Origin of the sequence: Streptomyces sp. NPDC127100 (assembly GCF_042724095.1) — a bacterium.
Lineage (GTDB): Bacteria > Actinomycetota > Actinomycetes > Streptomycetales > Streptomycetaceae > Streptomyces.
Genome location: NZ_JBHXFL010000024.1, coordinates 16,038 through 36,570, shown reverse-complemented (window position 1 = coordinate 36,570; position 20,533 = coordinate 16,038). Strand labels below are relative to the sequence as shown.

General features: G+C 72.5%; 18 protein-coding genes. 10 read left to right on the top strand and 8 right to left on the bottom strand.

Annotated features, from left to right (window positions below; all coding sequences use genetic code 11):
* Positions 1-42: 42 nt before the first annotated feature.
* Both ACFWJB_RS21500 and ACFWJB_RS21495 read left to right on the top strand, forming a co-directional pair.
* Positions 43-777: a response regulator transcription factor gene (locus ACFWJB_RS21500; protein ID WP_385458103.1), complete on the top strand. Its 735-nt coding sequence runs from the start codon at positions 43-45 to the stop codon at positions 775-777.
* The gene (locus ACFWJB_RS21495; protein WP_385458102.1) at positions 774-2,213 is read left to right on the top strand and encodes a sensor histidine kinase; all 1,440 of its coding nucleotides are present in this window, start codon (positions 774-776) and stop codon (positions 2,211-2,213) included. The genes ACFWJB_RS21500 and ACFWJB_RS21495 overlap by 4 nt, the downstream gene beginning before the upstream one ends.
* Positions 2,214-2,369: 156 nt before the next feature.
* Here the strand turns inward: ACFWJB_RS21495 and ACFWJB_RS21490 are convergent, their stop codons facing one another.
* Positions 2,370-4,199 carry a bifunctional metallophosphatase/5'-nucleotidase gene (locus ACFWJB_RS21490; RefSeq protein ID WP_386924078.1) on the bottom strand — a complete coding sequence of 610 codons (1,830 nt, stop codon included), beginning with the start codon at positions 4,197-4,199 and terminating at the stop codon, positions 2,370-2,372.
* 182 nt (positions 4,200-4,381) lie between these two features.
* Here ACFWJB_RS21490 and mshD point away from each other — a divergent pair, with 182 nt between their 5' ends.
* Complete coding sequence (gene mshD, locus ACFWJB_RS21485; RefSeq protein ID WP_385458099.1) at positions 4,382-5,308, top strand: mycothiol synthase; 927 nt, start codon at positions 4,382-4,384, stop codon at positions 5,306-5,308.
* Between the two features lie 26 nt (positions 5,309-5,334).
* Here the strand turns inward: mshD and ACFWJB_RS21480 are convergent, their stop codons facing one another.
* From ACFWJB_RS21480 to ACFWJB_RS21460, 5 genes are read right to left on the bottom strand one after another with little or no spacing between them, the layout of a single operon-like run.
* Positions 5,335-6,018, bottom strand: coding sequence for an ABC transporter (locus ACFWJB_RS21480; protein WP_386924076.1), 684 nt, complete (start codon positions 6,016-6,018; stop codon positions 5,335-5,337).
* A complete protein-coding gene (locus ACFWJB_RS21475) occupies positions 6,006-7,535 on the bottom strand; it encodes an ABC transporter permease (RefSeq protein WP_386924074.1) in 1,530 nt (509 codons plus the stop codon). Before ACFWJB_RS21475 ends, ACFWJB_RS21480 begins: the two co-directional genes overlap by 13 nt.
* Positions 7,532-8,392: an ABC transporter ATP-binding protein gene (locus ACFWJB_RS21470; protein ID WP_386924072.1), complete on the bottom strand. Its 861-nt coding sequence runs from the start codon at positions 8,390-8,392 to the stop codon at positions 7,532-7,534. The genes ACFWJB_RS21475 and ACFWJB_RS21470 overlap by 4 nt, the downstream gene beginning before the upstream one ends.
* A gap of 43 nt (positions 8,393-8,435) precedes the next feature.
* Positions 8,436-9,284 (bottom strand): zf-HC2 domain-containing protein, encoded by an 849-nt coding sequence (locus ACFWJB_RS21465; protein ID WP_386924070.1) that lies wholly within the window; start codon positions 9,282-9,284, stop codon positions 8,436-8,438.
* Entirely contained in the window at positions 9,281-9,823 is a 543-nt protein-coding gene (locus ACFWJB_RS21460) for an RNA polymerase sigma factor (protein WP_385458090.1), read from the bottom strand. The genes ACFWJB_RS21465 and ACFWJB_RS21460 overlap by 4 nt, the downstream gene beginning before the upstream one ends.
* A 424-nt stretch (positions 9,824-10,247) precedes the next feature.
* On the opposite strand from ACFWJB_RS21460, the gene ACFWJB_RS21455 reads away from it, so the two are divergent.
* From ACFWJB_RS21455 to pstB, 7 genes are all read left to right on the top strand, one after another.
* Complete coding sequence (locus ACFWJB_RS21455; protein ID WP_386924067.1) at positions 10,248-12,494, top strand: RNA degradosome polyphosphate kinase; 2,247 nt, start codon at positions 10,248-10,250, stop codon at positions 12,492-12,494.
* Complete coding sequence (locus ACFWJB_RS21450) at positions 12,475-13,698, top strand: CHAD domain-containing protein (RefSeq protein ID WP_386924065.1); 1,224 nt, start codon at positions 12,475-12,477, stop codon at positions 13,696-13,698. The genes ACFWJB_RS21455 and ACFWJB_RS21450 overlap by 20 nt, the downstream gene beginning before the upstream one ends.
* A 25-nt stretch (positions 13,699-13,723) precedes the next feature.
* Positions 13,724-14,167, top strand: coding sequence for an NUDIX hydrolase (locus ACFWJB_RS21445; protein ID WP_386924063.1), 444 nt, complete (start codon positions 13,724-13,726; stop codon positions 14,165-14,167).
* Between the two features lie 293 nt (positions 14,168-14,460).
* Positions 14,461-15,591 (top strand): phosphate ABC transporter substrate-binding protein PstS, encoded by a 1,131-nt coding sequence (pstS, locus tag ACFWJB_RS21440; RefSeq protein WP_386924061.1) that lies wholly within the window; start codon positions 14,461-14,463, stop codon positions 15,589-15,591.
* Positions 15,592-15,720: 129 nt separating this feature from the next.
* On the top strand, positions 15,721-16,734 hold the full coding sequence (gene pstC, locus ACFWJB_RS21435) for a phosphate ABC transporter permease subunit PstC (protein ID WP_385458080.1): 1,014 nt from the start codon (positions 15,721-15,723) through the stop codon (positions 16,732-16,734).
* Positions 16,731-17,789, top strand: coding sequence for a phosphate ABC transporter permease PstA (gene pstA / locus ACFWJB_RS21430; protein ID WP_386924059.1), 1,059 nt, complete (start codon positions 16,731-16,733; stop codon positions 17,787-17,789). The genes pstC and pstA overlap by 4 nt, the downstream gene beginning before the upstream one ends.
* A gap of 30 nt (positions 17,790-17,819) precedes the next feature.
* Positions 17,820-18,596, top strand: coding sequence for a phosphate ABC transporter ATP-binding protein PstB (gene pstB / locus ACFWJB_RS21425; RefSeq protein ID WP_030191650.1), 777 nt, complete (start codon positions 17,820-17,822; stop codon positions 18,594-18,596).
* A gap of 104 nt (positions 18,597-18,700) precedes the next feature.
* Here pstB and pitH read toward each other — a convergent pair whose 3' ends face one another.
* Positions 18,701-19,699, bottom strand: a complete 999-nt coding sequence (pitH, locus tag ACFWJB_RS21420; RefSeq protein ID WP_385458075.1) for a low-affinity phosphate transporter PitH — start codon at positions 19,697-19,699, stop codon at positions 18,701-18,703.
* Between the two features lie 7 nt (positions 19,700-19,706).
* Complete coding sequence (locus ACFWJB_RS21415) at positions 19,707-20,327, bottom strand: DUF47 domain-containing protein (RefSeq protein WP_385458073.1); 621 nt, start codon at positions 20,325-20,327, stop codon at positions 19,707-19,709.
* Between the last annotated feature and the right edge of the window lie 206 nt (positions 20,328-20,533).

Genomic DNA, 20,533 nt, shown 5'->3' with positions numbered 1-20,533 from the left:
CGTCGGCAGCCCGTACCCACCGCACCCGAGGAACCCGAGACCATGAGCCCCGCAGAAGGCGACCGTGACCCCCAGCGCATCCTGATCGTCGACGACGAGCCGGCGGTCCGCGAAGCCCTCCAGCGCAGCCTCGCCTTCGAGGGGTACGGCACCGAGGTCGCCGTCGACGGCGCCGACGCCCTGGAGAAGGCGGCGGCGTACCGGCCCGACCTGGTCGTCCTCGACATCCAGATGCCCCGCATGGACGGCCTGACCGCCGCCCGCCGGATCCGCGGCGCGGGCGACACGACCCCGATCCTGATGCTCACGGCTCGCGACACGGTCGGCGACCGGGTGACCGGCCTCGACGCCGGCGCCGACGACTACCTGGTCAAGCCCTTCGAGCTGGACGAACTCTTCGCCCGCATCCGGGCGCTGCTGCGCCGCAGCTCCTACGCGGCGGCGGTCGAGGCCACCGCCGGCGACGACGACACCCTCCGCTTCGCCGACCTGACCATGGACCTGGCGACACGGGAGGTCACCCGGGCGGGACGCCCGGTGGAGCTGACCCGCACTGAGTTCACCCTCCTCGAGATGTTCATGGCCCACCCGCGCCAGGTCCTCACCCGGGAGCAGATCCTCAAGGCCGTCTGGGGATTCGACTTCGAGCCGTCGTCCAACTCCCTCGACGTGTACGTCATGTACCTGCGCCGCAAGACCGAGGCGGGCGGCGAACCGCGCCTCGTCCACACGGTCCGCGGCGTCGGCTACGTCCTGCGGCAGGGCGGCGCGGAGTGATCCGACGGTTCCGCAGCCTGCCCCTGCGCTCCCGCCTGGCCCTGCTGGTGGCGGCGGCGGTGGCGTTCGCGGTCGCGGCGGTCTCGGTGACGTGCTGGTTCGTGGTGCGCAACCAGCTGTACCACCAGCTCGACGACCAGCTGCGCGGGGAACAGGTCTCCAGCCAGCTTCTGCAGAGCATGCTGGCGAACTGCCGGTCGGCCGACCCGCAGGCGCTGCCCCAGGCACCGAACGCGCCCATCGTCACGATCCTCTACTCGGACGGCTCCACGTGCGTCGACCCGGGCAGCGAGCAGATGCGCGTGCAGGAAGCGGACGTGGCCGTCGCCGACGGACTGGCCGAGAGCACCCTGCACACCGGCAGGACCACGGACGGCACCACGGTCCGCGTCTACACCCGGCCGGTCGTCGACCGGCTCACCAAGCAGGTGCAGCCCGGCATCGCCGTGTCCGTCGCCAAACCGGTGAAGGAGGTCACCGAGCCGCTGTCCTCGCTGGTCTGGGTCCTCCTGCTCGTCTCCGGCATCGGCGTCGTGGGCGCCGGGGCCGCCGGGCTCGCCGTCGCCCGAGCCGGGCTGCGCCCGGTGGACGACCTGGCCCAGGCCGTCGAACACGTGGCCCGCACCGAGGACCTGAACGTCCGCATCCCCGTGGAGGACGACAGCGAGGACGAGATCGCCCGCCTCTCCCGCTCCTTCAACTCCATGACCTCCTCCCTGGCCAGCTCCCGCGACCTGCAACAGCAGCTCATCGCCGACGCCGGCCACGAACTGCGCACCCCCCTCACCTCCCTGCGCACCAACATCGAGCTGCTGTCCCGCAGCGAGGAGACCGGCCGCCCGATCCCCGAGGCCGACCGCCGGGCCCTCCTCGCCTCCGTGAAGGCGCAGATGACGGAACTCGCCGCGCTGATCGGCGACCTCCAGGAGCTGTCCCGGCCGGACACCGGCCAGCACGCGGGCAAGACGCAGATCCTCGCCTGGCAGGACGTCGTCGAGGCGGCGCTGCGCCGGGCCCGCCTGCGCGGCCCGGAGCTGACGATCACCGCCGACGTCCGGCCCTGGTACGTCCGGGCGGAACCCTCCGCGCTGGAACGCGCGATGGTCAACATCCTGGACAACGCGGTGAAGTTCAGCCCCGAGCGCGGCACCGTCGACGTACGCCTCCGGGACGGCGTCCTCACCGTCCGCGACCACGGCCCGGGCATCCCCGCCGAGGAACTCCCGCACGTCTTCGACCGCTTCTGGCGCTCACCGTCGGCACGCGCGCTGCCCGGCTCGGGCCTCGGCCTGTCGATCGTGGCGCGCACGGTCCAGCAGGCGGGCGGCGAGGTGACGCTGACCCCGGCGGAGGACGGTGGCACGACGGTCACGGTGCGGCTGCCGGGGGCGCCCGTGCCGCCGCCCGGCCCGGACGCGGCGGACGGCGACGGCTGACCGGCCGGGCCCGGGATCCGGCGGTCGGGTCCGGCGGTCGGGTCCGGCGGTCGGGTCCGGCGCCCTCGTGGGCGAAGACGGCACGAGGCTCGGGACGCGTACCGGTCGTGCCGGTGTACGCGTCCCGGGCCTCGGAGCGGAGGAACCGGGAGATCCCTACTGCACGATCGTGATCCGGTCCGCCGCCGGCGGCGCGATCGGCGCGGACGCCGACGAGTTGGCCGTCAGGTACTGCTCGAGGGCCGACAGGTCGTCGGTGCCGACCACCTCGTCCGTGCCCTGGCCCAGCGTGGTGAAGCCGTCGCCGCCGCCCGCGAGGAAGCCGTTCATCGCGACGCGGTAGGTGGCCGCCGGGTCGATCGGGGCGCCGTTCAGGCGGACGGAGCCGGTGACGACCCGGTCCGCGCCCGTCTTCGTCAGGTCCAGGGTGTAGGTGAGACCGGACGAGATCTGGAGGATCTTCGGCGCCGCCTCGTTGCCGCCGCTCACCTGCTCCTTGAGCGCCTGCACCAGCTGGGCGCCCGTGTAGCTGCGCAGGTTCACCGTGTTGGCGAAGGGCTGGACCGTGAAGCCCTCGGCGTACGTCACCACGCCGTCGCCCTCACCGCCCTTCGCCGCGTACGTGAGCGACGCCCGGATGCCGCCCGGGTTCATCAGGGCCAGGTCGGTCTCCGGGTCCAGGGTCCTGCCGTAGGCCAGTTGCGCGTCGGCGATGAGGTCGCCGAGGGGGGACTCGGTGCCGTCGCGGTTGATGTCGCCGGAGATGTAGCCGATGGGGCGGTTGCCGATGGGGGCGGCCAGGGCGTTCCACCGGTCGATCAGGCGCGTGATGTCGGACGCCTTCGGGACGTCCCGCGTGACCACGTGGTTCGCCGACTTCACGGCCGTGCGGGCGATGTCGCCCGTCGCGCGGTCGTACGTCAGCGTCGTGTCCGTGTAGAGGCGGCCGAAGGAGGCGGCCGACGTGACCATGCGGGGCTTGCCCGCGGGGTCGGGGATCGTGCAGACGTACGCGTTGTGGGTGTGGCCGGTGACCAGCGCGTCCACCTGGGGCGAGACGTTCCTGGCGATGTCGACGATCGGTCCGGAGATGCCGTCGCCGGCGCCCGGGGAGTCGCAGCCGTAGTTGTAGGACGACGACGCCGGGAAGCCGCCCTCGTGGACGAGGGCCACGATCGACTTCACGCCCTGGCGCTCCAGCTCCTTGGCGTACTTGTTGATCGTGTCGACCTCGTCCTTGAAGCGCAGGCCCTTCACGCCGTCCGCCGAGACGATGTTCGGGGTGCCCTCCAGGGTCACGCCGATGAAGCCGACCTTGACGCCGTTCCGCTTCCACACCCAGTACGGCTTGAGGATGGGCTTGCCGGTCTTCTCGTCGAGGACGTTCGCCGCGAGGTAGGGGAAGTCGGCGCCCTGGAACTCCTTGTCCGTGTAGCAGCCGTCGGTGGGGTGGCAGCCGCCGTTCTGCAGGCGGGCCAGCTCCTTGGCGCCCTCGTCGAACTCGTGGTTGCCCACCGACGTGACGTCGAGGTCGAGCTTGTTCAGCGCCTCGATGGTCGGCTCGTCGTGGAAGAGACCCGACATCAGCGGGGAGGCGCCGACCATGTCGCCGCCGGCGGCGGTGATGGAGTACGGGTGGCCCTTGCGGGCCTGGCGCAGGTGGGTGGCGAGGTACTCGGCGCCACCCGCGTCGATCGTCTTCGTGGTGCCGTCCGGCTGGAGCTCGGTGACCCGGCCGGAGGAGCCGGCCGGGGGCTCCAGGTTGCCGTGCAGGTCGTTGAAGGACAGGAGCTGGACGTCCTGGTAGCGGCCCGGCTGGTGGTGACCGCGGTCGTGGCCCCGGTCGCTCTCGCCCGCGCTCGCCGTTCCCGGCAGTGCGGCGGCGGCGAGTGCCCCTGCGGTGGCCACACCGGCGGCCACCGCGAGGAGGCGGCGGCCGGCGCGGCGTCTGCGGCGCGGTTCGTACGACTGTGCTGTGGCTGGCATGCGCCCCCCTGTGGGTCTGCCTGCGGATCTGCCTGGATACGGGTCGTCGGGAGAGGAACGGCCCGTCGGCGCAGCCTAGGGTCAACGCGCGTAGCGCAACAGGGGTTTCCGGGTTACATCCTGGTTTACCTTCCCCGTCCCGTGCCGCCACTTTGCCGGGCCCGCCCCTTACCCTCGTACGCATGACCAGCGACGACACCGTGCGACCCGGCCGCCCCCGCTCGATCGAGACCCTCGCCGCACTCACCCCGGAACAGACCGAAGCCGTGCTCGCCCTGCTCGGCGAGGCCGCCCGGAACGACGGGCAGCACGCCGTGTCCGAGCAGGGACGACTGCAACTGCGGGGTGAGGCGCGGGAGGGCATCGCACACCTGCTGCTCACCGTGGACGGCCAACTCGTCGGGTACGCCCAGCTGGAGGACACCGACCCGGTGGAGCCGCCGGCCGCCGAACTGGTCGTCCACCCCTCCTACCGCGGGCAGGGGCACGGGCGGGCGCTGGGCTCCGCGCTGCTCGCGGCCTCCGGGAAGCGGCTGCGGATCTGGGCGCACGGCGGCCACTCCGCCGCCCGGCATCTCGCGCAGGTCCTCGGGCTGACCCTCTTCCGCGAACTGCGGCAGATGCGGCGCCCCTTGGCCGACCTGGACCTGCCGGACCCCCGCCTGCCCGACGGTGTGGGCGTACGCACCTTCGTGCCCGGTCAGGACGACGCGGCCTGGCTCGCCGTGAACGCCGCCGCCTTCGCCCACCACCCCGAGCAGGGCTCCCTCACACAGCGGGACCTCGACGACCGCAAGGCCGAGGCGTGGTTCGACCCGGCCGGGTTCTTCCTCGCCGAACGCGGGGACGAACTCATCGGCTTCCACTGGACCAAGGTGCACGCCGAGGAACGGCTCGGTGAGGTGTACGTCCTCGGCATCCGCCCCGACGCCCAGGGCGGTGGCCTGGGCAAGGCCCTGACCACCATCGGCCTGCGGCACCTGGCGGAGCAGGGCCTGCCCACGGCGATGCTGTACGTCGACGCCGACAACAAGGCGGCGGTGTCCGTCTACGAGCGCCTCGGCTTCGTCACGCACGAGACGGACCTGATGTACCGCACGGAGACCTGAGGCGCCCTCGGTGTCCCAGCCGTGCCCTAGCCGTGTCCGCCGGGCGGGCCGGGCACGGTGACGGCACCCGGCGGTCGCCGCCGCCCCCGCCGGCCCAGCGGCTCCGGCCCGGACACCGCCCACACCACCACGACCGCCGCCAGCAGCACCGCCCACCGGTCGTGCGCCGCCGGCCACCGCGGGTCGTCCGGCACCACGAGCAGCGCCCACTCCGCGGGTATCAGCAAGGGCCCGAGGACGGCCGTGACCAGCAGGGCCGCCGCGACGCCCGGACCGGGGCGCGGTTCGTCCGTCAGGCGTACCGCCGCCGCGGCACCGGCGAGCGCCAGCCCGCAGATCGCCGCGGCCTCCAGCGTGATGTCGCCGGCCGGGGGCCTGATGCCGGCGGGCGTGAGCAGCAGCACCGCCGTCCACCACAGCACGGCGGCCGGTGCCACGAGGGCCGCTCGCAGAGCCTGCCGGAGGGGGCGCCGGGTCGGGACCGGCGCGGTGAGGTGCCGGGCCCGGTCGTCCAGCAGGAAGACCAGGCCGAGCGCGCCGACCAGGGCGACGCCCCGCAGCAGGGTGAGCGTCTGCCAGGGGCTCGGCTCGGCGCCCGTCAGCCTCGGCGTCCCGGCGAGCAGCAGCCCGAGGACCCCTGCGGAACCCAGGGCCCGCCACGGCAGCGTGCGCCACACGGGGCCGGCCAGCGCACACGTCAGTCCTCGCACGAGTCCGCCTTCTCCGGCACGGTCACGCCCAGCAGCCGGGCGGCCTCGGCCGTCGTGACGCCCGGGGAGGTCAGCTCGGCCCAGTGCGCCTTGACCCGCTCGGCGACGCCGGGGTCCGGCTTCTCGAGCAGCTGCCGCACGACATCGGTTGGGCCCTCTTGCATGGTGAGCGGGTCGGTCGGCGACAGGACGACCGCGGACCCCTCGACGCTGTCGTCGAGACGGACTCGGCGCAGGGCGCTCATCGGGTCGTCCTGCCAGCTGAGGGAGAGCCACATGACGGTGACCATGCGCCCGTCGCACAGCGTGCTCCCCGCCTCCTCGCTGCCCGCGACCAGCACGGCGGCTACGGCGGTGGAGAACTCCGGGACCCGGTTGCCGCCCCAGGCGGTGCCGACGGTCACCTGGTGCGGCGCGGTCAGCGCGGGGATCGCGGTGTCGCCCCCCAGCCCGTACCGGGCGTCTATCCGCTGCCGTACGACGAGCCGCTGATCGTGCGCGGCGCCGCCCGCCAGGGACTGGACGCGGTCCACCACGTCCGCCCAGGTGCCGGTCCGGGCCACCCACTCGGGGAACGCGCAGTAGGTCGACCGGCCCCGCTCGACGCAGGTCTGCTCCTTCTCCGGGCTCACCGAGGCCCGGTCCCGGGCCGCGGTCAGCTCCGGCGACGGTGCCGCGCCCCGGGCCTGCAGTATGCCGCCGGCGACCGCCACCGCGAGGGTCAGGGCGACGCCCGCCCGGACGGCGGCTCCGCGTCCGCCGGCGGCCAGCACCGCGACGAAGCCCACGCACGACGCGACGCCCGCCAGATACAGGGCGTGCCAGGCGGCGGGCCGCCCCAGCAGGTCGGAGGGCAGGGACTCGGCGCCCCCTCCCTCGACGACCACCGGGGACAGCCACGACAGCCCGTCCGTGCTGTCCGGGCCGGTGCCGAGGACGAGCGTGAACAGCAGGCAGGCCACCAGCAGCGGCGCGCCCGCCGGCGACCGCAGCACCCGGGCCAGCAGCACCCCGAGGACGCCGAACAGCAGGACCGTCAGCGGACCGACGAGCAGCTCGGCCGGCGAACCGTCGCCGACCGCGCCCGCCTTGGCCGCCTCCCAGGCGAACTGCCCGCCCACGCAGACCGCGGTGAGCAGGACGGCCGGCAGCACGGACAGCGCGTGGGCCGCCGTACGGCGCCAGGGCGCCACGGCCAGGACCGCGAACTGGCCCTCCGTACCGTGCCGCCCGGAGCGCAGCACGGCGGCGTTGGCGTGGAGCAGGACGGCGAGGCCGACGAGCAGGGGCCCGCCCTGGGTGGCGCGGTCGGCGTCCTGGAGGGCCGGATAACCGTCCCAGGAGTCCCGCGTACGCCAGACGATCCAGGCGATGTACGCGACGAAGGCGATGACGACGGGGATGCTCAGCAGCAGTTGGCGGGCCTCGAACCGGGCGAGGGCGAGGACGGCCCGGGCTCCGCCGACGCGCGGCCCGGTGTCCTCGGCGGGCCGGGCCGCCGTCGTCAGGGCACTCATGCCGCCACCTCCGCACCGGCGCCGTCGAGGGTCAGCAGGTACCCGTCCTCCAGCGTGGGGTCGAGCAGGTGGGCGCCGGCGGGCGGGTCGCCCACGTTCCGGAAGGAGCCGGTGCCGGTGCGCCACCCCGCCTTCGCGTGCGGGTCGCGTTCCGTACTGCTCCACACGCGCCCGTCGGCCCGGGCGGTCAGCTCGTCCGGGGTCCCGTCGAACCGCACGGCCCCGGCGACCAGGACGATCACCCGGTGGCAGAGCATCGCCACGTCCTCGGTCTGGTGGGTGGACAGCAGCACGGTCCGCCCCTCCCCCGCCCCGGCGATCAACTCTCTGAAGCGCATGCGCTGTTCGGGATCGAGCCCGACCGTCGGTTCGTCGAGGACCAGGAACCCGGGGTCGCCGACGAGCGCGGCCGCGAGCGCGACCCGCTGCCGCATGCCGCCGGACAGCTTCCTGATCCGCTTGCCGCGCACGTCGCCCAGTGCGACCTCGTCCAGGACGCGCCGCACCTCGCGGTGCCGTCCGGCCCGGTCGGTGAGCTCCTTCAGGATCGCGACGTAGTCGACGAACTCGAAGGCGGTGAAGTCCGGGTGGAAGCCGGGGGCCTGCGGCAGGTACCCGAGCCGCCGCCGCACCTCCTGCCGTCCCCGCGCGGTGCCGGGATCGTGCCCCAGCACGGTGAAGGAGCCGCGGTCGGCGGGCACGGCGGTCGCCAGCACGCGCAGCAGGGTGGTCTTCCCGGCCCCGTTCGGCCCGAGGAGCCCGGTGACGCCCGGCGTCAGCCGCAGCGACACCTCGTCCAGGGCCCGGGTGCGCCCGAAGTGCAGGCTGAGCCCGGCGGCGGAAACGGTGGGGGTCATGCGCCACTCCCGTACAGAGATCGGAGGAAGAAGGAAGAAGGACTCACGCGGCACCCCGCGGAAACACGTCGAACCGGTCGCGGAACAGGACCAGCAGCCCCGCCCCCAGCACGGCCACGGCCGCGGACACGCCCTGCCCCGCCGCGGTGAACGGCGCCAGCGGGCCTCCACCGGGGGCCTGCGCCGCGTCCGCGGCGAGCAGCACCGCGCCCCACGCCCCGGCGACGACCGAGGGCGCGGCCACCGGACCCAGCCGGGGCGTCAGCGCCAGCCCCGACGCGGTGAGGGCGAGCGCGGGCAGCAGCCAGGCCAGGGCACGCAGCCCGTACCCCGGCAGGGCGAGCGTCGCGAGGCCGTTGACACCGAGCCCGACGGCCAGGACGGCGACCGTACGAATCATCAGCAGCCGGAAGCCGTGCAGCGGCGAGACGACCGCCATCTCGTACGTCGGATCCAGCGTGGGCCCGTAGGCGAGCGCCACCCCGGCCAGCGGCAGCAGCGGCGCGAAGGCGAGGAAGACCGTCGGCCGGTCGGTGACGCCGGACGTGAAGGCGACGGCGAAGGTCATCACGAGCACGGCGACGACCGCGCCCAGCCAGGACCGGCGCAGCACGGGCGTGGCCGCGAGCAGCCGCGCGGTGTGGTCGGCGACCCCGAACCGCACCAGCAGACCCTCGAGCCATCCCGGCCGGGGCGCGTCCAGCTCGGCGTCGAGCCGCTCCCACCCCGCCTCCAGGGCGGCGGCATCGCTCACCTCGGCGAGGACGCCCCGGCACCGCCCGCAGGCGGCCAGATGCGCGTCGGCGGACCACAGCACGGGCGCCGCGAGCTCGCCGAGGGCGTACGCCCGCAGGTCGTCCTCGCCCACGTGCCAGCCGTTGTCGGTTCTCATGCCAGCGCCTCCCTCAGCTGCCGGCGGGCCCGCATCGCCCGCGTCTTGACCGTGCCCGGCGGGATGCCGAGCAGGACGGCCGCCTCGCGGGTGGTCAGCCCGTCGATGACCGTCGCCTGGAGCACCGCGCGCAGCTCCGGCGAGAGCCGGACGAGTGCGCCGGCGAGGTCCCCGTGCTCCACCCCGGCGAGCACCCGCTCCTCGGCGGACGCCTCGTCCCGGTGCCGGAGGCGGGCCAGCGCCTGCCGCAGCCGCCCCCGGGCGCCGTCGCCGCGCAGCGTGTCGACCAGCCGCCGGGAGCCAATCCGCCACAGCCAGCCGGCCACGTCCCCGTCCTCCCGATACCGCGCGCTGCCGCGCCACACCGCGAGGAACGTCTCCTGCACGACGTCGTCGACGACACCGGGGTCGGCGCAGCGGCCGCGCATCCGGGCGGCCAGCCAGGGGGCGTACCTGCGGTACAGCTCCTCAAAGGCGCGCCGGTCGGCGTCCGCCGCGACGGCCCGCAGCAGCTCGCCGTCGGTTCTCGTTTCGCTCACATCTCCTCATCGGACGAGCGGGTGCGACCGGTTCACGAGATCACGCAGCGATTTCCCGACGGAATGGGGGTGGAACGCCACCCGGCCTTCGCGGGGCCCCGGCGCGGGTGCGTGGCGGGGTCGGGCCCGCTCGGCCCGGCGCTGCCGGGGTGCCTCCCCCTACTCTCGGCTTCGCTCGAGCGGGGACCCCCACCGCCCACCCGTGCCGTCCCAGCGGCACGACTGCCCGCACAGGCCGCCGCAGGCGCCGCCCGTCGTCACCACCGCCGGAGGCATCCCGCTATCCCACACGTCATGTCCCCGTAACCATCGATTCAGACAGCCTTGCAACCCTCGCCGAATGAAACCGACCGCGCCGCCAGGAGCAGAGCATTCCGCGCCGTCCGACGCGCCTGTCCTGCGCTCGGCGCGGAAGAATGGGTTCATGAGGCAGCCGAACACCCAGGCAGAGGTCCAGCACCCCCAGCCCTCCGTGGGCTCCATCGCCGCGCACCGCCCGCACACCGTGGCCGCGGCCGTCTCCGACCTGGAGCCCGACCTCGACGCCGACCTCGACGCGTACGAGGACGCCCCGGAGCCCGGATCCGACGGCACGGGCGCCGCGCTCCCGCAGGGCCGCTTCCTGGACCGCGAACGCAGCTGGCTCGCGTTCAACGAACGCGTCCTGGAGCTCGCCGAGGACCCGACCACCCCCCTCCTGGAGCGGGCCAACTTCCTCGCGATCTTCGCCAGCAACCTCGACGAGTTCTTCATGGTCCGCGTCGCCGGTCTCAAGCGCCGCATCGCCGCCGGCGTGGCCACCCGCTCCGCCTCGGGCCTGCAGCCCCGCGAGGTCCTGGACATGATCTGGGCGCGCTCGCGCGAGCTCATGGCCCGGCACGCCGCCTGCTTCCAGGAGGACGTCGCCCCGGCCCTCGCCGAGGAGGGCATCCACCTGGTCCGCTGGAGCGAGCTCGCCGAGAAGGAGCAGGCCCGCCTCTTCACCCTCTTCCGGCACCAGATCTTCCCGGTCCTCACCCCCCTCGCCGTCGACCCAGCGCACCCCTTCCCGTACATCTCGGGCCTCTCCCTGAACCTCGCGGTCGTCGTCCGCAACCCCGTCACGGGCCACCGGCACTTCGCCCGCGTCAAGGTCCCCCCGCTGCTCTCCCGTTTCCTCGAGGCGTCCCCCGGCCGTTTCGTCCCCGTCGAGGACGTCATCGCCGCGCACCTGGAGGAGCTGTTCCCGGGCATGGAGGTCCTGGAGAGCCACGCCTTCCGCGTCACCCGCAACGAGGACCTGGAGGTCGAGGAGGACGACGCGGAGAACCTCCTCAAGGCCCTCGAGAAGGAGCTGATGCGGCGCCGCTTCGGGCCGCCCGTCCGCCTGGAGGTCGAGGAGTCCATCGACCGCGAGGTTTTGGACCTGCTCGTCCGCGAGCTGAAGATCGGCGAGTCGGAGGTCTACCCCCTCCCCGGCCCCCTCGACCTCACCGGCCTCTTCCGCATCCACAGCCTCGACCGCCCGGAGCTGAAGTACCGCAAGTTCGTCGCCGGCACCCACCGCGATCTCGCCGAGGTCGAGTCGGCGTCCGCGCCGGACATCTTCGCCGCCCTGCGCAGCCGCGACGTCCTGCTCCACCACCCGTACGACTCCTTCTCCACCTCCGTGCAGGCCTTCCTGGAGCAGGCGGCGGGCGACCCGGACGTCCTCGCGATCAAGCAGACGCTGTACCGCACCTCCGGCGACTCCCCGATAGTCGACGCGCTCATCGACGCGGCCGAGTCCGGCAAGCAGGTCCTCGTCCTGGTCGAGATCAAGGCCCGCTTCGACGAGCACGCCAACATCAAGTGGGCCCGCAAGCTGGAGGAGTCCGGCTGCCACGTCGTCTACGGCCTGGTCGGTCTGAAGACCCACTGCAAGCTGTCCCTGGTCGTCCGCCAGGAGGGCGAGACCCTCCGCCGCTACAGCCACGTGGGCACGGGCAACTACCACCCGAAGACGGCCCGTCTCTACGAGGACCTCGGTCTGCTCACCGCGGACCCGCAGGTCGGCGCGGACCTGTCCGACCTGTTCAACCGCCTCTCCGGCTACTCGCGCCGCGAGACGTACCGCCGACTCCTCGTCGCGCCCAAGTCCCTGCGCGACGGCCTGGTCTCCCGTATCCACAAGGAGATCCAGCACCACCGCGCCGGCCGCCCGGCCCACATCCGCATCAAGGTCAACTCGATGGTCGACGAGGCCGTGGTCGACGCCTGCTACCGCGCGTCCCAGGCGGGCGTCCCGGTCGACGTGTGGGTGCGCGGCATCTGCGCGCTGCGCCCGGGCGTCGCGGGCCTGTCGGAGAACATCCGGGTCCGTTCGGTACTCGGCCGCTTCCTCGAGCACTCGCGCGTCTTCGCCTTCGGCAACGGCGGTGAGCCCGAGGTGTGGATCGGCAGCGCCGACATGATGCACCGCAACCTCGACCGTCGTATCGAGGCACTCGTCCGGGTCACCGACCCGGCCCACCGGGCGGCCCTCAACCGGCTGCTCGAGACCGGCATGTCCGACGGCACCGCGTCCTGGCACCTCGGGCCGGACGGCGAGTGGACCCGGCACGCGACCGACGCGGACGGCCAGCCCCTGCGCAACGTCCAGGAGATGCTCATAGACGCCCGGAGGCGCCGGCGTGGCACAGCGACACCTTGACCCGACGAACCCCCTGGCCGAACCGGCCCGCGCGACCGCGACCGAACCCTCCGCCCGCCCGACCCGTCCGGCGAGCGTGACCCGGCCGGCGGGCCCGACCGAGCCGGCGGCCCCGGCCGCACCGGTGTCCGCGGAGGCCCTCGCGCGCTACCTCCGCGCCCAGGCCACGGAGTTCCTCCGCGCCCTGCGCCTGCACCGCGAGTCGGGCGCGGGCGCGAACCATGCCGCCGCCGGAGCCACCGCCAACGGCTCCGCGGGCCCCGTCGACGCGGCCCGCGCCCTGCGCCGCGCGGCCCGCCGCCTCAGCGGGACCCTGCACACCTACCAGCCCCTGCTCGACGCCGACTGGGCGGAGGGCATGCGCCCCGAACTGGCCTGGCTGTCCGGCACGCTGGCGCTGGAGCACGCCTACGCCTCGCGCCTGGAACGCCTGCTCCAGGCCCTGCACCGCCTGTCCGGCTCCTCGGCGTCGCCGGCCCGCCGGCAGGTGGCGGCCACGGCCGTGTCCGCGAGCGTCCCCGCCGCCCCGGCGCCCCCGCCGGCCCCCGTGCTCCCGGACCGCGGCAACCTCACCGTGGGCGCGGCCAAGGCGGGCGCCCTGCTCGACCGCCAGCTGACCCTGGCCCGCACCCGGGCGCACTCCACCGCCCTCCAGGCCCTCGGCAGCAGCCGCTTCCACGCGGTCGCCGACAAGGTCGCCTTACTGGCCAGCGAGGTGCCCCTGCGGGCGACCGCCGGCGCCGGCGCCGACCTCCGCCCGCTGGCCGGAGCGGCGGAGGGCCGCCTCGCCGACGCGGTGGCCGCGCTGCCCCTGGTCACCGCGGGCCACCCGTACAACGCGGAGGCGCTGATCCACGGCCTGTCCCCGGACCCGGCGCCCCACCCGCAGGACGCCCCCTGGCACCAGGTCCGCCTGCTGCTGCGCCTGCACCGGTACGCCCGCGAGGTCCTGGCCGGCGAGGACGGCCCGAGCGGTGAGGACGCGCGCCTGCTCACCGCGGGCCAGTCCCTCGACCGCCACCGCGACGCGTCCGAGGCCGCCGCCGCGGCGGCCCAGGCCGCCCGCACGCCCCGCATCGCCCCGGCCACGGCGTACGCGCTCGGCGTCCTCCACGCCGACCAGCGCCACGAGGTGGAGGCGGCGCGGTACGCGTTCCAGCACGACTGGCGGCACAGGACCGTCCGCCCGGCACCGGCACAGTGACCCGCGAAGGGACGGCGAGCCCCGCATGAGCACTCCCGAGGACACCACCGTCCACGCCGCCGGCTGCGTCCTGTGGCGCCTCGCCCAGGGCACCGGCGAGCCGCAGCTCTGCCTGGTCCACCGGCCCAAGTACGACGACTGGTCGCACCCCAAGGGCAAGCTCAAGCGCGGCGAGGACCCGCTCGCCGGCGCCCTGCGCGAGGTGGCGGAGGAGACGGGGTACACCGCGGTGCCCGGCCCCGGGCTGCCCACCGTGCGCTACCTGGTGGACGGCCGCCCCAAGGAGGTCCGGTACTGGGCGGCGGAGGCCGTGTCGGGCGACTTCGCCCCGAACGACGAGGTCGACCGCATCGTCTGGCTGCCGGCCGCTGCCGCCCGCACCCGCCTCACCCAGCCCAGGGACCGCGACCTGCTCGACGCGCTGCCGCTCGCGCTGCGCCGGGACGAGGACGGCCCGCACGACGGGTGACCGGGACGCCCCGCACTCCGGGAGGAAGGGCCCGCACGAAGGACGCCCCGGGCCGGAAACGGCCCGCCCCGCCGGTGCCCCGGGGCCGGAACGACCCCTACGACGGGTGCCCCGGGACCGCGTCGTGTCATCGACGTAAGCATTCCGTGACCTCACCGCACCGTCCACAGGGGTTCACCCCTCGTTCATTCACGCCCATCGGCGGCTTCACCTGATCTGCCTAATTTCGGCCGTAGACAGTCCTCGCACGCCGCCGGATTCAGGACGGCGGCTCCTGGAAGGAATTCCCTCAAGTGAAGCTTCAGCGCGTGAACCGGCGGGCCCTCGCTCTCGGTGCTCTCGCCGTCTCCGGCGCCCTGGCCCTCACGGCGTGCGGTTCCGACGACACCGGCGACGCCGGCAACGGCGGGGGCTCCGGCGCCACCACGGCCAACAGCAACATCAAGTGCGACGACGCCAAGGGCCAGCTCCAGGCCTCCGGCTCCTCGGCCCAGAAGAACGCGATCGACGCCTGGGTGAAGCAGTACGTCGCGGCCTGCAAGAGCGTGCAGATCAACTACAACCCCACGGGTTCCGGCGCGGGCATCACCGCGTTCACGCAGGGCCAGACCGCGTTCGCCGGTTCGGACTCCGCGCTGAAGCCCGAGGAGGTCGAGGCGTCGAAGAAGGTCTGCAAGGACGGTCAGGCCATCGACCTGCCGATGGTCGGCGGCCCGATCGCCGTCGGCTTCAACGTCCCGGGCGTGGACACGCTCGTCCTGGACGCCCCGACCCTGGCGCAGATCTTCGACAGCAAGATCTCCAACTGGAACGACCCGGCGATCGCCAAGCTGAACCCCGGGGCCAAGCTCCCCGACCTCAAGATCCAGGCGTTCCACCGCTCCGACGAGTCCGGCACCACGGACAACTTCACCAAGTACCTGAAGGCCGCCGCGCCGAAGGACTGGACGTACGAGCCGGGCAAGTCCTGGGAGGCCAAGGGCGGCCAGTCCGCGCAGGGCTCCTCCGGTCTGGCCGCGCAGGTGAAGCAGACGTCCGGCGCCATCTCGTACTTCGAGCTGTCGTACGCCAAGGACGGCATCAAGACGGTCGACGTGAAGACCGGGGCCGCCGAGCCGGTCAAGGCCACCGTCGACAACGCCACCGCCGCAATCGGCGCGGCCGAGGTCGTCGGCACCGGCAAGGACCTCGCGCTGAAGCTGAACTACACGCCGACCGCCGACAAGGCCTACCCGATCGTCCTGGTGACGTACGAGATCGCCTGTGACAAGGGCAACAAGGCGGAGACCCTGCCCGCCACCAAGTCCTTCCTGAACTACGTCGCCTCGGAGGACGGCCAGGGCCTGCTGGCGGAGGCCGGCTACGCCCCGATGCCCACCGAGATCATCACCAAGGTCCGCGAGACCATCTCGGGCCTGAGCTGACCCGAGTGCGGTCCGGTCTCCGCACGGGGGCCGGGCCGCACCGTCCGGTGCACCGCCGCCAGGAGCCCCCGCACGGGACGGCTCCGCCCGAGCCGCCGCGTACGACGGCTCCGCAGACCGGAGAACCCGATGGACATATCCACTGACCCCCAGAAGCCAGCAGCAGCCCCCGTACCCCACCAACCCCCGGCCGAGGACGACAGGCGCCCCGGGCGCGGCGCCGTCCGCCCCGGCGACCGGATCTTCGTCGGGCTCTCCCGCGGGTCCGGCATCCTGGTGCTGGTCATCATGGCCGCCATCGCGGCCTTCCTCACGTACCGCGCCACCCTCGCGATCAGCAAGGACGAGGCCAACTTCTTCACCAGCTTCGACTGGAACCCCAGCGGCGTCCCGCCGCAGTTCGGCATCGCGGTCCTGGCCTTCGGCACCGTCGTGTCGTCGATCATCGCCATGGCCATCGCGGTCCCGGTCTCGGTCGGCATCGCCCTGTTCATCACGCACTACGCGCCCCGCAGGCTGGGCGGCGCCATCGCGTACGTGATCGACCTGCTCGCCGCCGTGCCCTCGATCGTCTACGGCCTGTGGGGCGCGCTCTTCCTCGTGCCGCACATGGACGGGCTCTTCGGCTGGCTGGACGCGTACCTCGGCTGGACCGGCATCTTCGAGTGGAACGGCGGAGCGCCGCGCTCGCTGCTCACCGTGGGCGTCCTGCTCGCGATCATGATCCTGCCGATCATCACCAACGTCAGCCGCGAGGTCTTCCGGCAGGTCCCGCGCATGCACGAGGAGGCCGCCCTGGCCCTCGGCGCCACGCGCTGGGAGGTCATCCGGATGTCGGTGATCCCCTTCGGCCGCTCCGGCGTCATCTCCGCCTCCATGCTCGGCCTCGGCCGCGCGCTCGGCGAGACCATGGCCGTGGCCATGGTGCTCTCGCCGACCTTCGACATCAACGCCAGCCTGCTCGACCCGGGCGGCGGCACCTTCGCCCAGAACATCGCCAGCAAGTTCAACGAGGCGACCGTGATGGGCCAGGACGCGCTGATCGCCTCCGGCCTGGTGCTCTTCGTCATCACGCTGCTGGTCAACGGCGCGGCCCGCATGATCATCGCTCGCCGCAAGGAGTACTCGGGGGCCAACGCATGAGCAACGCAACCCTCACCCCCAAGAGCAGCGGCTCCCTGCGCGGCGCCACCCTGCCCACGTGGTTCCCCTGGGCGGTCGCGGCCGGCTCGGTCGTCGCCGGCCTCGGCATCAGCACCGTGGCCGGGCTGAACAGCAGCATCCAGTGGGCCCTGATCGCCGTGGTCCTCTTCGTCGGCGGCACCTACGCCATCTCGGCGCGCGTCGAGGGCGGCCGGCAGGCCAAGGACCGGGTGGCGACCAGCATGGTCTGGGTCGCGTTCCTCCTGGCCCTGATCCCGCTGCTCTCCCTGATCTGGGAGACGCTCAAGCGGGGCGTGCGGATCCTCGACGGCTACTTCCTCACCCACTCGATGGGCGTGGTCGCCGACAGCGAGCCCGGCGGCGGCATCTACCACGCCATCCTCGGCACCCTGGAGCAGGTCGGCCTCGCCACCCTGTTCTCCGTGCCGATCGGTGTGCTCACCGCGATCTACCTGGTCGAGTACGGTCGCGGCCGGCTCGCCAAGGCCGTGACCTTCTTCGTCGACGTCATGACGGGCATCCCGTCCATCGTCGCGGGCCTGTTCGTCCTCAGCCTGTGGGTGCTCATCCTGGACATGGGCCCCTCCGGCGTCGCCGGCTCGTTCGCCCTGTGCATCCTGATGATCCCCGTGGTCGTCCGCTCCACCGAGGAGATGCTCAAGCTCGTCCCGAACGAGCTGCGCGAGGCGTCACTGGCGCTCGGCGTGCCGAAGTGGCGCACGATCCTGAAGGTGGTCCTGCCGACGTCGGTCGGCGGCATCATCACCGGCGTCATGCTGGCCGTCGCCCGCATCACCGGCGAGACGGCCCCCGTGCTGCTGCTGGTCTGGGGCACCGACTTCATCAACGCGAACCCCTTCCAGGATCCGCAGGAGTCGCTGCCGATGTACATCTACCTGCAGTACAGCGCGGGCTCCGACGCGGCGTACGACCGTGCCTGGGCCGCGGCCCTGACGCTCATCGCGTTCATCATGATCCTCAATGCGGTGGCCCGCGGCATAGCCCGCTGGAAGGCCCCGAAGACCGGTCGCTAAGGCCCCGGACCGAAAGAAGCAGTGATTCACATGGCCAAGCGCATCGATGTCAGCGGCCTCAACGCCTACTACGGCTCCTTCCTGGCCATCGAGGACATCTCGATGACCGTCGAACCCCGCTCCGTGACGGCCTTCATCGGCCCCTCCGGCTGCGGCAAGTCCACCTTCCTGCGCACCCTCAACCGCATGCACGAGGTCACCCCCGGCGGCCGGGTCGACGGCAAGGTCATGCTGGACGACGAGAACCTGTACGGCGCCGGCATCGACCCGGTGGCCGTGCGGCGCGAGGTCGGCATGGTCTTCCAGCGGCCGAACCCGTTCCCGACCATGTCGGTCTACGACAACGTCGCGGCGGGCCTGCGGCTGAACGGCAAGTACAAGAAGTCCCAGCTCGACGACATCGTGGAGAAGTCGCTGCGCGGCGCCAACCTCTGGAACGAGGTGAAGGACCGCCTGAACAAGCCGGGCTCCGGTCTCTCCGGCGGCCAGCAGCAGCGTCTGTGCATCGCGCGCGCGATCGCGGTGGAGCCGAACGTCCTGCTCATGGACGAGCCCTGCTCCGCCCTCGACCCGATCTCCACCCTCGCGATCGAGGACCTGATCGGCGAGCTGAAGGAGCGCTTCACGATCGTCATCGTGACGCACAACATGCAGCAGGCGGCGCGCGTCTCGGACCGCACGGCCTTCTTCAACCTGGCCGCGGTCGGCCAGCCCGGCAAGCTGATCGAGATCGACGAGACGGAGCGCATCTTCTCCAACCCGTCGGTCCAGGCCACGGAGGACTACATCTCCGGCCGCTTCGGCTAGGCCGGATCCGGTCCCCTCGCGGTGCTGCATGGCGGTGCCACCGCGAGGCGCACAAGGGCCCGCCCCCGAAACGGGGGCGGGCCCATTGCCTTGCGGAGCTGCGCCTACAGGAACGCCAGATCCACCAGCCAGTACGAACACGCCGCCACCAGCGCGGCCGCCGGCATCGTGATGAACCACCCCAGGATGATGTTCTTCGCGACGCCCCAGCGCACCGCGTTGACCCGCTTCGTGGCTCCCACGCCCATGATCGCCGACGTGATCACGTGCGTCGTGGAGATCGGCGCGTGGAACAGGAACGCCGAGCCGAACATGATCGACGCGCCCGTCGTCTCCGCGGCGAAACCCTGCGGCGGGTCGAGCTCGATGATCTTCCGTCCCAGCGTCCGCATGATCCGCCAGCCACCCGCGTACGTCCCGAGCGACAGCATCAGCGCGCAGGCGATCTTCACCCACACCGGGATCGGGTCGCCGTAGTCCTCGACGTCGGCGATGACCAGCGCCATCACCACGATGCCCATGGTCTTCTGCGCGTCCTGCAGACCGTGGCCCAGCGCCATGCCCGCCGCCGACACCGTCTGCGCGATCCGGAAGCCGCGCTTGGCCTTGTGCGGGTTGGCCCGGCGGAACATCCACATGATCGCCGTCATGACGAGGTAACCGACGACCAGGCCGATCACCGGCGACACGAACATCGGGATGACGATCTTGTCGACCACGCCGTTCCAGTACACGGTCGTGCTGCCCGCGAGCGCCGCGCCGACCATGCCGCCGAACAGCGCGTGCGACGACGACGAGGGCAGGCCGAAGTACCAGGTGATGAGGTTCCACACGATGGCGCCGATCAGCGCCGCGAAGAGGATCCCCATCCCCTTCGAGCCCTGAGGCGTCTCGATCAGCCCCTCGCTGACGGTCTTGGCGACCCCGGAACCGAGGAAGGCGCCTGCGAGATTCATCACGGCCGCCATCGCGAGCGCCGCCCGGGGGGTCAGCGCCCGCGTCGACACGGACGTCGCGATCGCGTTCGCCGAGTCGTGGAAACCGTTGGTGTACGTGAAGAAGAGCGCGACCCCGATGGTCACGATCAATGCGAAGGTGTCCATGAAGGGGTCAGGACTCCTTGACGGCGATGGTCTCCACCGTGTTCGCCACGTGCTCGAACGCGTCCGCCGCCTCTTCCAGCACATCCACGATCTGCTTCAGCTTCAGCACCTCGATGGCGTCGTACGTGCCGTTGAAGAGGTGGGCCAGCAGCTTGCGGTGGATCTGGTCGGCCTGGTTCTCCAGCCGGTTGACCTCGATCCAGTACTCGGTGAGGTTGTCCATGGTCCGCAGGTTCGGCATGGCCTCGGCGGTCAGCTCGGCGGCCCGGGCCAGCACCTCGATCTGCTGCTCGACGCCCTTCGGCAGCTCCTCGACGTTGTAGAGGACGACCAGGTCGACGGCCTCCTCCATGAAGTCCATGATGTCGTCCAGGGACGACGCGAGGGAGTAGATGTCCTCGCGGTCGAACGGCGTGATGAACGAGGAGTTCAGCTGGTGGAAGATCGCGTGCGTGGCGTCGTCACCCGCGTGTTCGGCGGCCCGCATACGCTCTGCGATCTCGGCCCGGGCGGAAGCGTCCGCCCCGAGCAGTTCCATCAGGAGCTTGGAGCCCGTGACAATGTTGTCCGCGGACGCGGCGAACATGTCGTAGAAGCTCGTCTCCCTGGGGGTCAGACGAAAGCGCACGTGGGGTCCTCGGGGTGCATCGGTTTCGGTCAGGCTGATGCTAGGCGCATCATCCGGCCACGGCTAACGGGCCGTCCCCCAGTGTCGCCCATGAGGCAGGCTGATGAGCAGGGGGGCGACCCGGGGCCGTGCCCAGCGCTGCGACCAGGACTCCCCTACCCCGGAAAATTCGGTATCATATACCCAGTAGGGGTATACGTCGGCAA

Coding starts and splice junctions, on each gene's coding strand:
- ACFWJB_RS21500 (WP_385458103.1), top strand. CDS start 43: ATGAGCCCCGCAGAAGGCGACCGTGACCCCCAGCGCATCCTGATCGTC.
- ACFWJB_RS21490 (WP_386924078.1), bottom strand. CDS start 4,199: ATGCCAGCCACAGCACAGTCGTACGAACCGCGCCGCAGACGCCGCGCC.
- mshD (WP_385458099.1), top strand. CDS start 4,382: ATGACCAGCGACGACACCGTGCGACCCGGCCGCCCCCGCTCGATCGAG.
- ACFWJB_RS21475 (WP_386924074.1), bottom strand. CDS start 7,535: ATGAGTGCCCTGACGACGGCGGCCCGGCCCGCCGAGGACACCGGGCCG.
- ACFWJB_RS21470 (WP_386924072.1), bottom strand. CDS start 8,392: ATGACCCCCACCGTTTCCGCCGCCGGGCTCAGCCTGCACTTCGGGCGC.
- ACFWJB_RS21465 (WP_386924070.1), bottom strand. CDS start 9,284: ATGAGAACCGACAACGGCTGGCACGTGGGCGAGGACGACCTGCGGGCG.
- ACFWJB_RS21455 (WP_386924067.1), top strand. CDS start 10,248: ATGAGGCAGCCGAACACCCAGGCAGAGGTCCAGCACCCCCAGCCCTCC.
- ACFWJB_RS21445 (WP_386924063.1), top strand. CDS start 13,724: ATGAGCACTCCCGAGGACACCACCGTCCACGCCGCCGGCTGCGTCCTG.
- pstC (WP_385458080.1), top strand. CDS start 15,721: ATGGACATATCCACTGACCCCCAGAAGCCAGCAGCAGCCCCCGTACCC.
- pstA (WP_386924059.1), top strand. CDS start 16,731: ATGAGCAACGCAACCCTCACCCCCAAGAGCAGCGGCTCCCTGCGCGGC.
- pstB (WP_030191650.1), top strand. CDS start 17,820: ATGGCCAAGCGCATCGATGTCAGCGGCCTCAACGCCTACTACGGCTCC.
- pitH (WP_385458075.1), bottom strand. CDS start 19,699: ATGGACACCTTCGCATTGATCGTGACCATCGGGGTCGCGCTCTTCTTC.